Annotated in this window: 16 protein-coding genes and 1 pseudogene; 11 read left to right on the forward strand and 6 right to left on the reverse strand. The window is 40.7% G+C overall.

All coding sequences use genetic code 11. The annotated features are described in order from the left end of the window. Positions 1-642, reverse strand: a 642-nt coding sequence (locus tag L1267_RS20490; RefSeq protein ID WP_235383962.1) for an acyl-CoA thioesterase domain-containing protein, incomplete at its 3' end; no start/stop codon positions are given. A gap of 79 nt (positions 643-721) precedes the next feature. Here L1267_RS20490 and L1267_RS20495 point away from each other — a divergent pair. Further along, positions 722-1,183: an EVE domain-containing protein gene (locus tag L1267_RS20495; protein ID WP_235383963.1), complete on the forward strand. Its 462-nt coding sequence runs from the start codon at positions 722-724 to the stop codon at positions 1,181-1,183. An 85-nt stretch (positions 1,184-1,268) separates the two neighbouring features. After that, the gene (locus tag L1267_RS20500; protein ID WP_235383964.1) at positions 1,269-2,300 is read left to right on the forward strand and encodes a cytosolic protein; all 1,032 of its coding nucleotides are present in this window, start codon (positions 1,269-1,271) and stop codon (positions 2,298-2,300) included. A 15-nt stretch (positions 2,301-2,315) separates the two neighbouring features. Here the strand turns inward: L1267_RS20500 and L1267_RS20505 are convergent, their stop codons facing one another. Together L1267_RS20505 and L1267_RS20510 are read right to left on the reverse strand one after the other, a co-directional pair. After that, positions 2,316-2,528: a hypothetical protein gene (locus L1267_RS20505; protein WP_235383965.1), complete on the reverse strand. Its 213-nt coding sequence runs from the start codon at positions 2,526-2,528 to the stop codon at positions 2,316-2,318. A gap of 43 nt (positions 2,529-2,571) precedes the next feature. After that, positions 2,572-3,636: a potassium channel family protein gene (locus tag L1267_RS20510; protein ID WP_135923204.1), complete on the reverse strand. Its 1,065-nt coding sequence runs from the start codon at positions 3,634-3,636 to the stop codon at positions 2,572-2,574. A 144-nt stretch (positions 3,637-3,780) separates the two neighbouring features. On the opposite strand from L1267_RS20510, the gene L1267_RS20515 reads away from it, so the two are divergent. Together L1267_RS20515 and L1267_RS20520 are read left to right on the forward strand one after the other, a co-directional pair. Then, entirely contained in the window at positions 3,781-4,734 is a 954-nt protein-coding gene (locus L1267_RS20515) for a chemotaxis protein CheV (RefSeq protein ID WP_135923203.1), read from the forward strand. A 114-nt stretch (positions 4,735-4,848) separates the two neighbouring features. Continuing rightward, positions 4,849-6,162, forward strand: coding sequence for a short-chain fatty acid transporter (locus L1267_RS20520; protein ID WP_235383966.1), 1,314 nt, complete (start codon positions 4,849-4,851; stop codon positions 6,160-6,162). Between the two features lie 53 nt (positions 6,163-6,215). On the opposite strand, the gene L1267_RS20525 is transcribed toward L1267_RS20520, so the two are convergent. After that, positions 6,216-7,232, reverse strand: coding sequence for a metalloprotease (locus L1267_RS20525; protein ID WP_235383967.1), 1,017 nt, complete (start codon positions 7,230-7,232; stop codon positions 6,216-6,218). Positions 7,233-7,408: 176 nt separating this feature from the next. Between L1267_RS20525 and L1267_RS20530 the strand changes: the two genes are divergently transcribed. Next, on the forward strand, positions 7,409-8,629 hold the full coding sequence (locus L1267_RS20530; protein ID WP_328248445.1) for an EAL domain-containing response regulator: 1,221 nt from the start codon (positions 7,409-7,411) through the stop codon (positions 8,627-8,629). Here L1267_RS20530 and L1267_RS20535 read toward each other — a convergent pair. After that, positions 8,626-9,690 (reverse strand): hemolysin family protein, encoded by a 1,065-nt coding sequence (locus L1267_RS20535; protein ID WP_135923198.1) that lies wholly within the window; start codon positions 9,688-9,690, stop codon positions 8,626-8,628. The genes L1267_RS20530 and L1267_RS20535 overlap by 4 nt on opposite strands. Before the next feature lie 144 nt (positions 9,691-9,834). Here L1267_RS20535 and L1267_RS20540 point away from each other — a divergent pair, with 144 nt between their 5' ends. Next, the gene (locus L1267_RS20540) at positions 9,835-12,330 is read left to right on the forward strand and encodes an alpha/beta hydrolase family protein (RefSeq protein ID WP_199527612.1); all 2,496 of its coding nucleotides are present in this window, start codon (positions 9,835-9,837) and stop codon (positions 12,328-12,330) included. Between the two features lie 165 nt (positions 12,331-12,495). Next, positions 12,496-13,200 carry a response regulator transcription factor gene (locus L1267_RS20545; protein WP_135923196.1) on the forward strand — a complete coding sequence of 235 codons (705 nt, stop codon included), beginning with the start codon at positions 12,496-12,498 and terminating at the stop codon, positions 13,198-13,200. Positions 13,201-13,208: 8 nt separating this feature from the next. Here L1267_RS20545 and L1267_RS20550 read toward each other — a convergent pair. Continuing rightward, positions 13,209-13,811 (reverse strand): annotated as a pseudogene (locus L1267_RS20550) (ATP-binding protein); the annotation flags it as partial. A 200-nt stretch (positions 13,812-14,011) separates the two neighbouring features. On the opposite strand from L1267_RS20550, the gene L1267_RS20555 reads away from it, so the two are divergent. The 4 genes from L1267_RS20555 to L1267_RS23830 are packed head-to-tail and all read left to right on the forward strand — an operon-like array spanning position 14,012 to position 18,510. After that, positions 14,012-14,587, forward strand: coding sequence for a TnsA endonuclease N-terminal domain-containing protein (locus L1267_RS20555; RefSeq protein WP_235383968.1), 576 nt, complete (start codon positions 14,012-14,014; stop codon positions 14,585-14,587). Continuing rightward, on the forward strand, positions 14,584-16,446 hold the full coding sequence (locus L1267_RS20560; RefSeq protein WP_235383969.1) for a Mu transposase C-terminal domain-containing protein: 1,863 nt from the start codon (positions 14,584-14,586) through the stop codon (positions 16,444-16,446). The genes L1267_RS20555 and L1267_RS20560 overlap by 4 nt, the downstream gene beginning before the upstream one ends. A 2-nt stretch (positions 16,447-16,448) precedes the next feature. Next, positions 16,449-17,333 (forward strand): TniB family NTP-binding protein, encoded by an 885-nt coding sequence (locus tag L1267_RS20565; protein ID WP_235383970.1) that lies wholly within the window; start codon positions 16,449-16,451, stop codon positions 17,331-17,333. Positions 17,334-17,337: 4 nt separating this feature from the next. Next, a complete protein-coding gene (locus L1267_RS23830) occupies positions 17,338-18,510 on the forward strand; it encodes a TniQ family protein (RefSeq protein WP_442960571.1) in 1,173 nt (390 codons plus the stop codon). Positions 18,511-18,659: the final 149 nt, after the last annotated feature.

An 18,659-nucleotide genomic window follows, 5' to 3' on the forward strand; every position in this document is an offset into this window, starting at 1 on the left:
CGGCTGTAATGCCGTTGGTAAAAACTCAAAGTCAGACGCATACGCAAGTAAGTAGTTATGAATACGCTGATCGTCAGGCATCTCACCATTGGCTTTAAACCAAATATGCTTAACGGGTTCCATTACTTGTGGTTTAAATGGGTTATGAAAGGTCACTGGGCGCATTTCAATTGGCACTTCACGAATAAACTTATTGCGAATTGGTTCAGGAATAAGTTCAGCATTCGCTTGGTAAAACTCAAGCGATGACTTTAATTCTTCAGGCTGTGGGACATCGGGCATCTGCGCTTGGTGTGATAAGCCGTCCTCTTCACCTTGAAACGAAGCAGTCATGTAAAAAATCGGCTTACCATATTGAATAGCTTTTACACGGCGGGTACTAAAGCTCTTACCATCACGAATATTTTCTACATCGTAAACGATTGGTTTGCTCGCATCACCTGGACGTAAAAAATAAGAATGCAGTGAATGAACTATACGCCCTTCAGGCAATGTTTCTTTGGCTGCCGACAAGGCTTGCCCCATTACTTGGCCACCGAAAACAGCTCTAAACCCTAAATCTTGGCTTTGCCCGCGATACAAGCCTTGCTCAATCTCTTCTAACGACATTAATGACAGTAAGTCATCTAATACTTGGCTCATTTATTTATCCTCAATCCCGACAAGCGTTTAATGATACTATAGACTAATTGGAAGTAAATCTTTGTAAGAGCACCCCATTATGGCTTATTGGCTTTTTAAAACCGAACCTGATGCATTTTCAATTGATGATTTAAAAAACGCACCTATGCAAACCTCTATGTGGGATGGCGTGCGCAATTATCAAGCGCGAAACTTTCTACGCGATGGCATTAAACAAGGCGACTTGGTAATGATTTATCATTCAAGTTGTAAACATGTAGGTGTCGCAGGAATAGCCACGGTCAGTCGTGAAGCCTATGCCGACCCAACTCAATTTGATCTAAATAGCGATTACTACGACGCTAAAGCAACTGCTGATAACCCGCGCTGGTTTGTGGTCGATGTTACTTATAAATCTCACCTTAAAAAGCTTGTTAGCCTACAAGCAATTAAAGCCAATGAGTCCATTACCGAAATAGCCCTTAAAAAAGGCGGTCGATTATCTGTGATTCCAGTAACTGAACATGATTGGCAACAGATTATAGCTATGAGCGAAACATAACACATTAAAAAGGCGTGCATTTTTAATGAGCAGTGATTTTTGCTATAATTCTGTCCCTTTATTTTAGAGGTATCTTGGGGGATGTATGAAATTATTATATTGGTTAGATGAGTGGACCCATCTCCCACATGAGCAACAACAAAGCCGAGTCCCATTTACCGGTGGTGACTTACTCGGTGATGTATATGTGAAGTACCATATCATCGACGCAAATAAACCTCTGCTATTCACCTTCTCACCAGCGGGAACCAACTACCAAGAACATGATCTCACAGATGATTTTTCGCCTTGGGCCTATAAACTTGCGAAAAAACAAGATGTGAATGTAATTGCCTTCCAACATTTAGGCATTAGTAACTGGTTTAGACACCGCAACCTATTGTTTTTTATTGAGCAGTTAGCGCCATTGATTGGCGGATTTAAAGAACGATTAGGATATGGCTTGAGTCGTGGTGGCTTTGCTGTTGGCGCATTTGCCAATCTATTAAAGCTTGATAAAGTCTTGTTATTTCATCCTGTCAGCACAAAAAATAAAAACAAAGCCCCATGGGATGACCGCTCAAGCACAGATATCGCACAAAAATTTGACTGGAACGGTGATTATCACGATTTAGACCTAGGTCATGCTAAAGGCTATATCATCTACGATCCAACCAATCGTATCGACCGAGCTCATGCTAAACGCTACCCACAACTCACCCATTTACGGGTGTTCGGTATGGGTCACAGCGTTCATGCTACGTACTTGAATAAATTTGGTTTTTATAAAGATGTTGCTGTTGATTTTATTAGCCACCAGCAAGTCGATATTGCTCAATTTCGACAGCAGACAAAAACGTTACGTTTTAAAGAAGACTATTATCGTCGGCTCAATAAAGCCAACAACGGTTCGGCACACCGCTTAGCCTTACTTAGTAAGGCGCACACAATTTTGACTGAAGAAAAAGCAGAGCATATTCAAGAGCAAAATGGCACAATTGATGTTCAGCCGCTGATTGATGTCGCAATCAAGCATCAGGATGAACACCCAAACGATGCAATAAAGATTTTAGAGGTGGCGCAGCAACTTTCACCTGATGACCCATTGATAGATCATAAATTGAAACAGTTGAAGTGAGACTGTAGCTGTAAGTTAACCCTTCATTTTTATTTTACGGTGTTTTTTGACCCGCCCGTGTTTAGGGACAATAGTTAAATACATCACCAAAGCTAACCACGAAAAGAAAATGATACCAATTAACCAAGCATTCTTTTCGTGGCCTTGAGTGCGTTTACTATTGAGCACAATGACCACAGGTAAAATGTAGGCACTTAAAACAATAATTAAAAACGCAACTTCATTCATAAATACCAATTCGCTTAATTAAAAGTATTATTGCGGATTGGTACTATACCAACGCTGACCAATCAACTTCGTCACTCAAAACACGCTCCGCAGCAATATAATGCAAAATATCTCCTTCACTGACTACATAGTCAAGTGGCGGATTTAAATCCATGTTTTTTGCACTTAAATTATGTGCTACACCCAGTAATATAGCATCGTGGCTGTATTTAAAGTGATGAAACAGCTTGCCAAACTCCATTGCTTGCACGCCTTTTGGAATAGGCAAACTAAACTGAGTATCACCATGAAGTGTTGATAACAACTCTTCTTGCACACGGCTCGAACCTGGATCTTGCATTGAACGCACTAAGATTTCGGCTGACTTGGCACTACTGCATTCAACATTATGACAGAGCTCATGTAGCATTTCGATTTTGGTTTCGTCAGTAAAATGCGCGCTAATATGACAATCCTTATTTACCAACTTACTTATGCGCAGTGCCGTAGTAAACGTTTGGTCATCATCTTGGCCATCAATAATAATTTTATCGGCGCGTTCAATTGCGATTCTTTGCAACTCATCTAAGTCGGTAAAGCTACTTAGGCGTGCAAAATCAACCATCGGATTTGTTAAAAATGGATGCTCCATTTGTTCAGTAACTGCCAATAGAATACGACGATCTAAGCGTTTTTGATCGGCTAGAATATAGTCAACCATCTTCTTAGTACGAGTATCGTGCCAACCAAAAATAATAATGTGATTGTTTATATGTGCGAAGCTTTTATCACCCGTCATAGCGCGCCTGATTAAGTAAGTTACTGTTTGCCCTGTTTTTCCTAACAGAACGCCAAATAATGCTAAACCAAAAGGTATTTGTAGTAATGCAACAATCCAGCGACCAAGCTCAGTACTGGCACTAAAATCGCCATAGCCAACTGTTGATGTTGTTACAACATAATAATAAACGTAGGTACTTAGTGGTGTTAAAGCTTGCTCTCCTGCAAGCATAAGCAGCCACCATATAAGTAGCATATGCAAAAGCGTGGTAACCACCACAGCCTGCCAACTTACTTGATCAATATGACTGCGGATAAGTACCACTATACGATTTAATAAATAGTGCATAATCCTTGCAATTTACAGTGGTGGAAATTAACGATACGGTACTGGAATGCTTGCTCTTTGGCAACAGATTGAAATTACTAATGCATGTCGATGAAAAATAATAGTAGACTATAATATCTCTGTATTAGTTGTTTTGGGTGAAATATGTCAGGTGTTCTTGCTTCAGTTGATAAGCGTACGCAACTAGTCGGTGAAAACCGCTTAGAGCTTTTACTATTTTACCTCCACAGTCGCCATTTATTTGCTCTTAATGTCTTTAAAGTAAAAGAAGTCGTTAAACTGCCTCATATCAGCAAAATTCCTCACGCACACCCGAAAGTGTCAGGTGTAGTTGATATTCGCGGTGAGTCAATTCCTGTGATTGATTTACGGAGAGCGATTAACATGCCTGAAGCTAAACACATTGAAGATACAAACCTCGTTATCACTGAATACAATCGTACCGTACAAGGCTTTTTAATTGGCAAGGTTGATCAAATCATTAATATGACATGGTCAGACATTATGCCGCCACCAACTGCGATTGGTAAAAATCATTACCTAACAGCCTTAACGAAGGTGAAACGCGATGGCCAAGAGCAACTGGTTGAAATAATCGATGTAGAAAAAGTGCTCGCCGAAATCGTTGAGTACGAAGTACATATTTCTGAAGATATTCTTGATAAGAGTATCGTGAACGAATTTGCAGGCCGCAAAATTCTTCATGCTGATGATTCACCAACGGCTCGCAAACAAGTAAGCGATACTTTATCGCAACTCGGCATCGAAATTATTCCTGCTCGTAACGGACTTGAAGCACTCGAAATGTTAAAAGGCTGGGCTGATCAGGGCAAAGACGTCGAAAAAGAATTACTTATGGTGATCACCGATGCAGAAATGCCAGCAATGGATGGCTACCGTTTAACCCACGAAATTCGCAACGACAGCCGAATGAAGAACTTACATATCGTGCTTAACACATCACTCAGTGGTAGCTTTAATCAAGCCCTGGTTGAGAAGGTTGGTTGTAATGCCTTTTTATCAAAGTTCCAGCCAATTTTGTTAGTGGAAGAAGTACAAGCCCGCTTAAAAGCCGTGCTAGAACAAGATGCTCAGTAATCGTTTTTAACATTTGTTTTATTAATATAAGCTAAAGCAACGACGTCGCAATTTGCCAATCATCGTTATTCATGATTTATTGGCTTTATCGATTCGACGACAACAATAAAAACTATGCTAAATCGCGTTGCCAAACCATTCACTAAACTAGTAGAGCGTTACCTACCCGACCCGTTTGTATTTGTTATATTACTCACCTTGCTGAGCTTTATCGTTGCGAGTCTCTTTACACCGTCAACGCCCACACAAGTGCTCGCGGCTTGGGGTGGTGGATTTTGGAACCTATTACAATTTGCTATGCAAATGCTGCTAGTACTGCTTACAGGCTACATGTTAGCGAGTACTCCAGTCATGCGCAGCATACTCAATAAACTTGCAACACTAGCAAATACCCCAGCCAAAGCAATTATACTCGTGACGCTCGTTTCTTTATTAGCGAGCTGGCTAAACTGGGGCTTTGGCTTAGTCATAGGCGCTTTGTTCGCCAAAGTAATTGCAAAACAAACCCGTGTTGATTACCGTTTGTTAGTAGCCAGTGCCTATTCAGGCTTTATTGTTTGGCATGGTGGCTTAGCCGGTTCAGTGCCGCTGACAATCGCGACCGACGGCCATTTTGCACAGCAAAGCATTGGTATTATAGGCACCGAGGAGACAATTTTTTCCGCATTTAATATCGCTATTGTTGTGGGCTTGTTTATTATCATGCCGCTGGTAAATCGCTACATGCTGCCAAACGAGAAAGACAGCGTCTATGTTGACCCCGCAAAGCTTGATGATGAAACTAAGCAAATAGCAATACCTACCCGCCCTGCCGAAGTAATAGAGCATAGTCGTTTATTAGGAATGGGGATAGGGGCCGTTGGCTTTGGCTATTTATTCTATTATTTTGTGCTAAGCGGAGGCGGCTTAAATTTAAATAGCGTGATCGCTATTTTCTTATTTAGCGCAATTTTACTGCATCAAACACCACATAATTTACTCCGAAGCTTACAGCAAGCAATCCCCAGCGGCGCTGGCATAGTGATTCAATTTCCGTTTTATGCAGGGATCATGGCGATTATGGTAAAAACGGGACTTGCTCAACAAATCTCTGAAGGATTTATTGCCATTGCAACAGCCGAAACGCTGCCTTTTTGGAGTTTTTTAAGTGCCGGGTTTGTGAATATCTTTGTTCCATCAGGCGGCGGCCAATGGGCAGTGCAAGCGCCAATTGTCATTCCTGCAGCACAAACACTTGGCGCTGATATGCCACGTGTTGCAATGGCCGTTGCATGGGGCGATGCCTGGACTAACCTAATTCAGCCGTTCTGGGCACTCCCCGTACTTGCTATTGCTGGCTTAAAAGCAAAAGACATCATGGGCTTTTGCCTTGTGCAGCTGATCATCACCGGCGTGTTTATATCGTTAATGCTGAGTTTTTATCCTTAGTACGAATGCAAAAGCACTGAGTTTTAGCCCACTCAGTGCTTAATATGTAATCCTTAGCTCGATAAAATCTTCATAGGTAGGCTTAGGATTGCGCTTTCTGAATCAGCAAAATGCATCATCACCGCAACGTGGCCTGCAACAACCAATGCGTACATGACCGCTGAAAAACCTTGCCCGTAAGTATCAAGAGGGATTAAGTGTGAATAATGACGACCACGCCATTCAAATACAATTTCAAGCGCGCCAACAAACAAGAAGAACACGAGGAGCATTAAACCGAAGGTATAGCTCAACCATAAACCAAATAACACGCCTAATAAGCACACGCTTAAGCCGACCCAAGAACGCATCGAAAAACTAATGCTTTTAAGTACATGACCGCCATCTAAAGGCAAAATAGGTAACAAGTTAAATAGGTTTAACAGTGCACTGAGTACTGCCACACCGGCGAATATTTCCATGTCAGTGGCGTAGTAAAGCACCACTCCGAGTACTGAGGTAATTAAGCCAAATGCAGGCCCCATTAGAGAGATCACCACGTCTTGCCAACGGGTGGTAATTTTATCGTCGGAAACGGCCAAGCCACCGACAAACGGAATAAGATAAATACCTTTAGTTTTAATGCCAAAATATTTCATAGCGCGCACATGACCATATTCATGCACAACCAAGCAAGCAATTAACATCAAAGCAAATTCAATAGAAAAAAGCCATGCGTAACCTGCAACTGATGCACCCGCTAAAGCAGCTTTCACTACTTTTGCACTTTTAAATAATTTAAAGCCCAGTGCTAGCAGGCCAATGATGCCGCGTTTTGGTTCAGTGTCTTCTACCGCAGGAAGTGCAAGTTCACTAACTAATTGCTGATTAACATAAATAGCTAAGCTTTTTTCATGCACTTTGCTGGTATCTAAGCTAATTTTTTGTCCTTGAAAATCAAATTCATACTTATTCTGAGTCGGGTTATCAAATGCAATAGCTTGCTGTTGATGGAATAACTGTATTAATTGCGAGCCGTGCAAATGCAAAGTGAAAGTTTCATTTGCTAAGCTCAACTGAAGTCTTGCCATAATCTGTAAAAATACTAGATAAGAGTGCGGCTATTATACGTAGGACAAAATAAATTACGAGAGAGAAGCTTCTACGATTTAAATTACTCTGTCCAGCACACAAACAACCAAAAAACATGACTAACTAATATTTATCTACTACTTTTAAGTATAGTGTTCTCGTTCAAGGAGTGAATATAGTGAAGTCAAATAGGCATATTCTCGTAGTCGATGACTCCAAAGCGATTCTTATTGTTATGCAGGCTATTTTGAATGAGCTGGAAATTAGCCATGTCACTACTTGCCTAAGTGCAGAAGAAGCCCTAGAAAAAGTAAAAAAAGCGCCTCACTTCTTTGATGCTATCTTTACTGATCTAAAAATGCCCGATATGGATGGTATGGAGTTGATCCGTCATTTAGGCGCAATGAAATACCATGGTGCTATTGCGATCATTTCTGAAATGGATCCCAAAGTAATTGATTTAGCGGCTGATATTGCCCGTAAAAATAATGCCCATCTGATTGGTAATATATCTAAACCCGTGCAGTTGAATCAGGTTTATTTGTTGCTGCAAAAACTTGAGCATTTTTCAGTTCACGTAGAGCGGACAAAATCCCCTATTTCTGAGTCGCTGTTACTTCATGCGATTAGTCACAACGAAATAATTCCATTTTACCAACCCAAAATTAACCGCCACGATAACCGTGTCGAAAGTATTGAGGTGTTAGCGCGAATAAATACAAGTAAAGAAGAGGAAATAATTCTTCCTGAACGATTTATTTGTGTTGCCGAGGATTTAGATTTAATTAACCTTATTACCTTTCAGCTCTTTGAAAAAGCGACCAACGACTTTGCTGAAATCAAAGAACATTTTCATCCTAACCTAAAACTGGCCTTTAATTTATCGCCTTCGCAACTCGAAGACTTAAGCTGCCCGGATAAATTGGCACTAATATTACATCTAAATAACCTCACCCCAGGTGAAGTTATTTTAGAAATAACCGAGCAATACGCCTTACGCACCGCAGCACAGTTAGAATCACTAAACAGATTAAGAATGCGAGGATTTGGTATTTCTCTTGATGACTTTGGCACCGGCTTTACCAACATACAACAATTGAAAACCTTACCATTTACCGAGATTAAAATAGATAAAACGCTGATCAGTAATATTGAAACTGACCAATTTTCTCAAGTCATTGTCAGTAGTCTTGTGAATATTGCTATTCAAGAAGATTTATTTATTGTCGCCGAGGGGATCGAGCGAGTAGAAGAACTCGAATACTTAGACCGCTATAAAGAATTTATCTTAATGCAAGGCTTTTTGTTATGCCGCCCGAAAGCCAAAGAAGATTTTTTAAATTGGTCAATCTCATGGCGGCAAATGGTCAAAACAGCGACCGGGCAGCGTCGCTAAGGCTCCCGTTTGTCATCACTAACAATGGTATTACTTCGTGCTAAGCGCTGTCGCCAACGCTGCTTAGCCACTTTTTGCATATTTGCAGATTGGTCATGTTCATCAACAATCTCAAGCCCCATCAGCGCCTCAATTAAATCTTCTAAGGTCACAATCCCTTGAACATCTCCGTACTCATCAACCACTAAACAAATATGGGTTCGACCTGACAATAAGGTTTCAAGTAGCGTTGGCACATGCAGGGTCTCTGGTACTGTATAAATTGGTTTAACCAGCTTACTTATCTTATAGTCTTCACCTAAACGATGATATGCCAGCATAATATCGTTTTTATGTACAAAGCCGATAATATCATCACCATTTTTGTCATATACCAGCACCCGAGAGAATGACGATGAGCCATGTTCAGACAAATACTGATTAACAGTTAAATCTTTATGCACTTTAAACAGCACAGTACGCGGCGTCATTATGGTATCTAGCTTAGCGTGGCGAAAACGCAGCAGACTCCTAATAATCTCAGATTCGTCGTGACCAAGTGCCCCTGACTCTGTGCCTATATCAGCCATGGCTTCAATTTCTTGGCGAATATAGTAGGCCTCATCATAATTACGCCCCAAAAAGCGCGTGAGGATATCTGCAAACCAAACGAAAGGTTTTAAAATGACCACCAACCAAATAAGGCTAATGCTGACGATAGGTGTTAGACCACGCCAATAATTTGCACCCAGTGTTTTCGGAATGATTTCAGAAAGTACAAGAACCAATAAGGTCATAATTGCCGAGGCTATTCCAACAGCAGCATCTGAAAAAACCACTGCAGCTTGTGCACCAACACCTGCAGCACCAGCTGTGTGCGCAATTGTATTAAGCGTTAAAATAGCCGCGAGCGGTTGGTCTATATTATCTTTTAGCTTAGCAACGCGTTTTGCTAATGCAGGTTGCTGCTTCCTTAACATAGCAACATAGCTTGGCGTTATACTTAATAACACCGCTTCCATTACCGAGCATAAAAAAGAGACGGTAATAGCAACCAACATATAAACAAGTAAAAGTGTCACTGTGCATCCTCATTGTTCATCTAAGCGCCCACCATATCAACAGATAACTGGAACCTCAAACCCATCAGCATTCTAACGCAGAGCTCTTTTTGCTAGTTTTTCTGCGTGCTATATTGCTAAAACTTACCTTCAACAGGCGAAACTATGACATTTACAACCACTTGGCTGAACAAAAAAACTCAGCTAAAAACCACGCTTAGCGCACTTGTACTTTGTTCTCTAAGTTCAACAGCTATGGCAGATGCTATTGAACGTTCAGCAATTCAGTTTATTGGCCCTCTTAGCGATGATATGCAATTAAAGCCTTATCAAACCGAACATCGTGACGCTATTATTGCCAACTTAGTACCAAGCTTACAAAAAAATAACGACAATATTCGTATTTTTGGCGACGAGATAAAGTGGCAATCATTCGACAAAGTTAGCGCCCTTACATTAGGTGGCCTGCAAGCACTAAAATTTACTGCATCAACCGAGCGCTTTAGCCAAGGTTCGTTGACCCTTAAAGGCATTGAAAACGCACAGCTGTTTATCGATGGTGAAAAGCAAACAGAAAAAAATAACAGCTATGAGTTAGCTTTAAGCCAAGGCGATCACCAATTTGTTATCATCACTGAGCAAGTAGCAAACTGGAATGAAGTTGAGCTTGATTTTACTGCTAAGTCTGAACTAGATACTGTGCAATTTAGTTCTAAACAACAAAATGGCTTGTCTGCAAAACAGTTATTCGATGCGCCAACGGTAAGTTATATTTCAATGGCGCCAAATGGCAATTACTTTATTACTAGCCAACGTCATTACGAAGATGCAACGGCTAATCAAGCGCAATACGTGACTGAGCTTAAAGACGCAAAAAACAATACTCTTTATCGCTTTGAGTCAGCCCAACCGAGCAATATTACTTGGAGCCCTGATAGCACAAATTTAGTGTATCTATTAAATGGTGAGCTTAAGCGTTTAAATCTAAAAACGATGCAACTTAGCGTGATTGCTAAAAACCTTTCTGGTGCAAGTGGCTTTCAATATTTTGATAACAACAGCTTAATTTTTAGCTGGTCAAAATCACCAACAGACAATGGCAAGCTCACTAAACATTATCAAGGCCTGCAAGACCGTTGGTCTTATGCTCGTACAACGTCACAAATATACTTGCTTGATATCACAACAGGTCTTAGCAAAATTTTAAGCCAAGGCCCACTTAGCCATTCACTTGAAGATTTTGATGCCAAAAATGGTCACGTATTAATGAGTCGCTCAGCACAGGCAATGCAGCTTTCACCACAGCCTGCAACAGAGCTTGTTGAGCTAAACCTAGCTACATCGGCCATCACGGTGCTTGGTCAATTTAATACCTTTAATCAGGCTGAATATACTGATGACGGTATTTATGTCACTGCTGGCCCAGATTTTAATAATGGCTTAGGCCGAAACCTTCCTGAAGGCATGCTGGCTAATAACTATGATGGTCAACTTTACTTACTCAGCCGCGACGGTAAAAAAGCAACCGCTTTAAGTAAAGAGTTTAACCCGGCTATCGGCCAGTTAAATGTACTAGAAAACGGTGATGCACTTATTAAAGTCACCGAGCAAGATACCGTTCAACTTTATCAATACGACTTAAGCAAAAAGCGTTTCAATAAAGTAAATACAGGCTTTGATGTTGTTGAGCAATTTAGTTACTCAAACGAGCGCAATCCAAGCATTTTAGTGACTGGCACTACAGCGTCAACACCACAGCAACTTAAGCAGCTCAACTTAGGCAAGAGCCGTGCTAAAGTCGTGTGGGATTCAAAGCCAATTGGCTATGAAAATACCCAAGTAGCCTCACTTGAAGAATTTAACTTCACTAATAAAGATGGCATTGAAATAAAGGGTCGTGTTTATTTACCTCATGATTTAGATAGCAAAAAACAATACCCTGCACTGGTTTATTATTACGGTGGCACATCACCAGTAACACGTGGCTTCACAGGTCGTTACCCATTTAACTTATGGGCAGAGCACGGCTATGTTGTTTACGTAATACAACCAACAGGTGCGACTGGCTTTGGCCAAGAGTTTTCGGCTAAACATGTAAATGCATGGGGTGAGTACACAGCTAACGACATTATTGACGGCACAAAAGCCTTTTTGGATAAATATAGCTATGTAGATAGTAAGCGTGTTGGCAACTTGGGCGCGTCTTACGGTGGCTTCATGACCATGCTACTAGCAACTAAAACAGATATGTTCAGTGCATCTATAGCTCATGCGGGGATCTCAAATATCACCTCGTACTGGGGTCAAGGTTGGTGGGGTTATTTATATTCAGCTGAGGCATCAAAAAATAGCTACCCTTGGAACAACCCTACACTTTATAGCCAACATAGTCCGGTGTTTCATGCTGATAAAGTAACCACTCCGCTATTACTCCTTCATGGTGATTCAGATACCAACGTACCGGTTGGTGAAAGTCACAACATGTACACGGCATTAAAGCTACTCGGTAAAGATGTTGACCTAATCGAATACAAAGGAGCAGATCACCAAATTTTTGCGCGTGATAAACGCTTTGACTGGTGGAACACCATGCTGGCGTATTTCGATAAAAACTTAAAAGATCAGCCGCAGTGGTGGCAATATCTTTATCCTGAAAAGTAGTTTAATCACTTGGCTGAGCACTGCGCGAGTGCTCAGCTTTCACCCTTTTCAACTATCGCTAAGCCATTAAATTGTAAGAAATAGTTACAAACCTCGCCATTACACTTCTCAGCCTTCGCCATACAGTGCTAACATAACAACAAATCAAGTGTGAAATTAAAGCGAATGACTATTCAAGTTTTATTGGTTGAAGACGACGAACTGCTCGTTAAACGCATTCTTAACCACTTTAAAGAAACTGAGTTTAACATTGAGATAGATTCAACAGGTGCTGATGCATTGAGCATAGTGCAATCTCGTGCAGCTTCTTCACAAGCTATTTCTTTAGCAGTTATCGACATTGTGCTACCTAAGCGCGATGGGTTATTACTTGCCAAAGAACTAAATGCTCTGACTGATATTGGGGTCATTGTTTTATCAAGCCGAGATTCGCAAGCTGACCGTATCGCAGGCCTTGCGCAAGGGGCCGATGATTATATTTGCAAACCAGTGGATTTACTCGAGCTAGAACTTAGAATGCGCGCACTGTATAAACGCCTTAAGAGCTCTCAAACAAACGACGAAAGCGAAGAGTTTATTGAGTACGCCAACTTTAAATTACACCCTGATAATCGCACGCTGATCACACCCAGCGGCGAAGAGTCACGCCTGACTGAAGCAGAACATAAAGTTTTAATCTGCTTAATTGGTAATGCAGGTAAAGCTACATCAAGAGAAAAGATTTCCGAAGAAATTGGCCAGCCTGATTGGAGTCCAAGCGATCGTACCGTTGATGTATTAATTGGTCGCCTTCGTAAAAAGCTCAGCGATGAAAAAGATCAAAAACGCATTGTCACCGTGCGCGGTAAAGGCTACATGCTTTCAATCTAATTCGTTTTCTAGTACTGCGTTAACTGACTTATTAGTCGTTCAAACGCACGGTAATTTAGCGCTTCTTTTAATTCATTTAAGGTAATTGTTGGCTGGGCTTTTAAGTCGCTTAAAGTTCGGGCCACTTTGATAATACGATGATAAGAACGCGGTGATAGCGCCAGTTTCTCACTGGCTTTAGCCAAAAACTGCAACTCAGCTGCTCCTAGCTCACAATAGCGCGCCATTTCTCTATTACTTAACCTGGCATTCACCTTACCCTGCCGATTAAGCTGTATAGCATACGCGCGCTCTACACGCTGGCGCACTTGCTCACTGCTTTCTTCTGCTTGGGTGCTCTGCAATTGGCTACTTGTAAGCCGCGGTAACTCTATTTGCAAATCAATCCTATCGATAAATGGCCCAGACACCCGAGATAAGTATCGCAAGACTTGGTCTGGCGTCGCACGTTTATCGGTATGACTTCCTGTCGGGCTAGGATTTAATGCGGCGATTAGCTGAAACTGCGATGGGAACTCCATTTGCCTTGCCGCTCGAGATATTGTCACTACACCTGTTTCCATTGGTTCACGCAGTGAGTCGAGAACTTTACGCTCAAATTCTGACACTTGTCATTCTATTTGATAATCTAGCATTGAATTATCATTATTTTTGAATCGTTGGAGTCACTTTTCGTGATAATGTGATTCATATTAGATGATAGTGGATTTCGATTTTTCAATTAGCGTGAGAGGGAGTTATGCCAGTAAGAAAAATACAGGCTGGATATTGCAATCTAACCGCGAGAGTTCCCAGTAAAAAGCTCAATAGAATGGCTGATGCAGAGTCATCACTTGAAAGAGACTTCATATTCTTGTTGGAGCACAATGATAAAGTTTTGCATTTTGAAGAACAGCCATTAACTATACACTTCGGCAATCAGTATTATACGCCTGATGTATTAGTTGAATTTACTGATAACACCAAGACTCTTTATGAAGTTAAATACCGAGATGAGCTTAAGAAAAACTGGGCAAAGCTTAAACCTAAGTATAAGGCAGCCATCAATTATTGTCATAATAACAACACTCGATTTAAGCTTATCACAGATAAAGAGATCAGAACGCCCTTGCTTAAAAATATCGAGTTCCTCTCCCACTTTTCTCGAACAGTATCTCCCGTCGAAAGTGCTATTAGCAAAGTCTTACTTGATACGCTTATTGATCTAGGCTCTTCTTCACCAAGAGAGCTACTAGCCGCATGCTTTTGTTGTCGCATAAAACGTGCTGAAGCGGCACCGATTCTATGGCGGTTAATATCCAATGGTTCTGTTCACACAAATCTAGAACATCCACTTTCAATGTACTCACCACTTACAATATCAAATGATATTTGGGAGGCTATATGACTACTGTTCCTTTGAGAGTCGGCTCATTAGTTCTATGGCGTGGTGAAAAGTACAAAATAACTAGGATACTCAACATACATTACGTACTTTGTATCAATCAAACGTCTGGAGAACTAGATAAAATACCTGTTAGCGAGATAAAGCCATTCGTAGCCAAACAACTAGATACGACTCCTAAAATTGATCTATCAGATTTAACAGAAAAAGAATGGGAAACGGCTAACTATCGATTACATATCATTCAGCATCTATTAGATCTTGGCCCAAATTGCACTGAGCAAGATGTCGCTGACACAGCTCAAAAGCATAATACTTCTCAGGCAACCCTTTATCGTTGGCTTAAAAGATATAAGGACTCAGGCAGACTTTCATCTCTAATAAATAAAAGAAGAGCAGATAAAGGTGAGTCAAGGCTATCAAAGGAACAAGATAAATTGCTAGACCTATGTATTCAAAGAGACTTCCTAAAGCTTGAAAGGCCTAATATTAGACAAGCTTATGATGACTATCTATTCGACTGTAAAAAAGCAGGTCTTCAACCTTGTTCTCTTGCCTCGTTTACCAGAAGAGTTAATAAAATTGCCCCACAAGCAATAGCTTTACATCGTTATGGGAATAAACAGCTTATCGGCAAACATAGCCCTTCAACAGGCAAGTTTCCTGGTGGTACATTTCCGTTAGACTGTATTCAGATTGACCACACTAAACCTAATGTGATCCTTGTAGACGATAGGGATAGACAGCCTATTGGCAGGCCATGGGTGACATTTGCTATTGATATATACAGTCGGGTTATTACAGGGTTTTATCTATCTCTAGAAGCACCTAGCGCCACTTCTGTCGCTCTATGTTTAACACAGAGTATTTGTAGAAAAGAAAAGTTTTTATTCAATATTGGCGTTGATGCATCATGGCCATGTTGGGGGTTAATGAGAACAGTGCACGCCGATAATGGGCCTGATTTTAGGAGCAAATCAGTTGACCGAGCATGCCATGAATATTCCATCACATTGAATTGGAGACCTCTTGGACGTCCTGACTACGGTGGACATGTTGAAAGATTGATGAGAACGGTCAAAACAGACATATCTAACCTCAAAGGAAGCACTTTCCGAAACCCTGAAGATCGGGGGGAGTATGATTCGGAAGGGAGAGCTGTGTTTACTTTCGATGAGTTTCATAAATGGTTAACGGTCTACATAACAAAGTACTATCACATGCGTACACACTCAGATTTAAATATGTCGCCACTTGCAAAGTGGGAAGAAGGTTTATTCTTTGGTGATGAAATGCCCATGCATGGTTTGCCAGATATAATTGAAGATGAGCGCAGACTGTATCTTGATTTCTTACCTTTTAAGAAACGAACAGTGCAACGATATGGCATCACTATTGACAACGTTACTTATTTCCACCCCTCTATTGCTCGCTGGGTTGGGGTAAATGCGCCTACCGATGACAATAAATTTGTTGTTAAATATGAATTACATCAAATTCAATGCATATACTTTTTAGATCCCGATACTCAAGAGTATTTGGAAATACCGAGGGTTTATCGTGATGCCCCCAACATGACTCGATTTGAGCTATCAAAAATTCACAAACACCTCAAAAGAAAAGGCGTTCAATCTATTGATGAACAGGCAATTATTCTTGCTCAACGTGAACTAAAAGAAATAGAAGAGTCTGCAAATAAAGAAACCACTGCAACCCGTCGAATGCGTCAGAGAAAGGCACAAGCTCCAAAAGCAGTTGCACATGTTTCACCAGCCAAAAACAAAGATACCTTATCTGAGAGTACAGAGCTTGATGACTGGGAGACGGTGAATGCCTACGATGATATTGATTTGGATATGTGAAAATGAACCATTTAGAACCTAAAATCGCACAATTGCTTAATTTACCAAAAGAAGCGCGTATTGCTGAGCTGAAGAAAAAGAAATGGATAGGTTACAATACTGCAAATAAAGTTCTGGCTAAAATGGAGGATTTACTGAACCATCCAAAAACGCATAGAATGCCAAATCTTTTGATTAAATCTGACACAAATAATGGTAAATCATTCTTGTTAAAAAGATTTATCAAGTCTCATCCTTCCTATGAAAACCATGATTCTGAAAGTTTGGTTATCCCTGTAGTCAGTATAGAAGTCCCTTCGGAGCCAACTCCCGATGTGATTTACTCTTTAATACTTCAGGCCATGCACATCCCTTACCGAGATAGCTATAAGAAAGAAGTTAAATCTCGTAAAGTATTGGATGCTTTTGAGAGGTTTGGGGTTAGGATGCTGATTATTGATGAACTTCATGTGTTAATGAACACAACCAAGCTAAAGAAAGCACAGCTTTTAGATACATTAAAGTACATTGGTAATACAACACAAGTTGTTATTGTCGGTGCTGGTACAATGGAAGCGCACACAGCAATTGTCTCTGATGGACAACTAGCAAACCGCTTCGAGCCTGTCGTTTTGCCTCAATGGAAACTAAACACTGACTATAGAAAGCTGTTAGCGACTTTTGAATTAATTATACCTCTAGAGCAACCTTCCGATTTGCAGTCACAACTTATTGCAACCGAAATATTTTCAATGAGTTCTGGTTGGATTGGTGAGATAAATGAAATCCTCACCCGCTCCGCGATTAAAGCCATTAGTTCTGGAGAGGAGCGGATCACTTTAGATGTATTGAGAAGTATTGATTGGCTAACACCTGAGCGTAGGCGTTATACTGGTATTTCTGGTTAGCCAAGTGTCTTTTCATGGGTTGTTACCAGCGCGACCAACACCTTGTGAGAACGAGCATTTTTTATCGTGGCTAACAAGAGTTGCTCGTGCCAATCTATGCGACCCAACTCAGTTTACACAAATAGTTTTATCAGGACTTGATGTTTGGGGTGGTTGTGTCAATGGTAGCTCTTCTCTCCACCCTGAAACAACTCTCAGTCAACTAACAAATATAGATGTCGAGTTAATATCAAACCTATATACAGCAAACTACGCTCGCCACCATTTTATCGAATTAAATCAATTGTTCGCATCTCATTATTTACTACCAGCCAATTGTGCTGGCCGATTATTTACATGCAATTGGATACAGTTTTGTCCGTCTTGTCTGCGTGAGCAGAACATTGCACACTTTAAAAACCTTTGGCGTATTAGTTTCCTGCCAGTTTGCTTAACCCATAAGTGCGTACTTCATGCTTGCTGTCCAAAGTGCTATAAACCAGTAAACTTCCATCGAGTACCTTACAACACTGAAGACTGTGCTGAATGCTATAACTGTCGATTTCCACTTTCATCTGCTGAGAACCTCACTGTAGCAGATGATAAACACCTACTTTATGTATGTAATCTCATTAGTGCGGGTATAGATTCGCGCTGGGTCCACATATCACAAAATAATCCAGTCCTAATGCCTCTTTTCATAGCAGGAATTTGGACTTTACTAAAACCATTTTTTCGCTACAAAACAGCATCAAAAGTAAGAGAATATTTTGGGCTACAGCTTTCACATCAAGGGAACAACATAAAGAACTTTTGTCACTTCACACCCTCAGAACGATGCCTGCTTTTATCTTCCATCGGAAAACTTCTTAAACAATGGCCAAAAACCTTCTTATACACTTGTTCAGCCCTAGAGCTAAGTAAAATAGCGTTCAACATTAACGAGAGAGATGTGCCTTTTTGGATTGATAAAGTCCTTCGATACAAGGTTAAGAGACAACCTTATTGGACCAGTGACACAGAATTTAAGTCTGCTGCGATGTTTTTGAAAAGTAGAGGTTATGAAGTTAGTTACCCTAATATTGCGGAAGCACTTGGCTTAGCACGCTCATGTCAACATAATGAGTCGAGAACCCGAATCATCAAATCCATTAATGCAGGCTATCATTCTACCAAAAAATTTCATTGGAAATGGTAGCCTATTTCACTACTTGGTAATCCCTATACCCTCAAAACTAAAAAGCTAGTTATTTTGGTTATTTGGTGCTTTCTATTAGCTTCTATTAATAGCTACGCCATCCATTACCCCATAGCTGACCTCTGACTCCAGCGTCTTTATCTTTTAGC

It is taken from the genome of Pseudoalteromonas sp. OFAV1, assembly GCF_021532595.1.
Classification (GTDB): domain Bacteria; phylum Pseudomonadota; class Gammaproteobacteria; order Enterobacterales; family Alteromonadaceae; genus Pseudoalteromonas; species Pseudoalteromonas lipolytica_C.

Excerpts from the sequence above, each read along its gene's own strand:
- L1267_RS20500 (WP_235383964.1), top strand. The coding sequence starts at position 1,269 with ATGAAATTATTATATTGGTTAGATGAGTGGACCCATCTCCCACATGAG.
- L1267_RS20520 (WP_235383966.1), top strand. The coding sequence starts at position 4,849 with ATGCTAAATCGCGTTGCCAAACCATTCACTAAACTAGTAGAGCGTTAC.
- L1267_RS20510 (WP_135923204.1), bottom strand. The coding sequence starts at position 3,636 with ATGCACTATTTATTAAATCGTATAGTGGTACTTATCCGCAGTCATATT.
- L1267_RS20560 (WP_235383969.1), top strand. The coding sequence starts at position 14,584 with ATGACTACTGTTCCTTTGAGAGTCGGCTCATTAGTTCTATGGCGTGGT.
- L1267_RS20525 (WP_235383967.1), bottom strand. The coding sequence starts at position 7,232 with ATGGCAAGACTTCAGTTGAGCTTAGCAAATGAAACTTTCACTTTGCAT.
- L1267_RS20505 (WP_235383965.1), bottom strand. The coding sequence starts at position 2,528 with ATGAATGAAGTTGCGTTTTTAATTATTGTTTTAAGTGCCTACATTTTA.
- L1267_RS20545 (WP_135923196.1), top strand. The coding sequence starts at position 12,496 with ATGACTATTCAAGTTTTATTGGTTGAAGACGACGAACTGCTCGTTAAA.
- L1267_RS20495 (WP_235383963.1), top strand. The coding sequence starts at position 722 with ATGGCTTATTGGCTTTTTAAAACCGAACCTGATGCATTTTCAATTGAT.
- L1267_RS20565 (WP_235383970.1), top strand. The coding sequence starts at position 16,449 with ATGAACCATTTAGAACCTAAAATCGCACAATTGCTTAATTTACCAAAA.
- L1267_RS20540 (WP_199527612.1), top strand. The coding sequence starts at position 9,835 with ATGACATTTACAACCACTTGGCTGAACAAAAAAACTCAGCTAAAAACC.
- L1267_RS20555 (WP_235383968.1), top strand. The coding sequence starts at position 14,012 with ATGGCTGATGCAGAGTCATCACTTGAAAGAGACTTCATATTCTTGTTG.
- L1267_RS20515 (WP_135923203.1), top strand. The coding sequence starts at position 3,781 with ATGTCAGGTGTTCTTGCTTCAGTTGATAAGCGTACGCAACTAGTCGGT.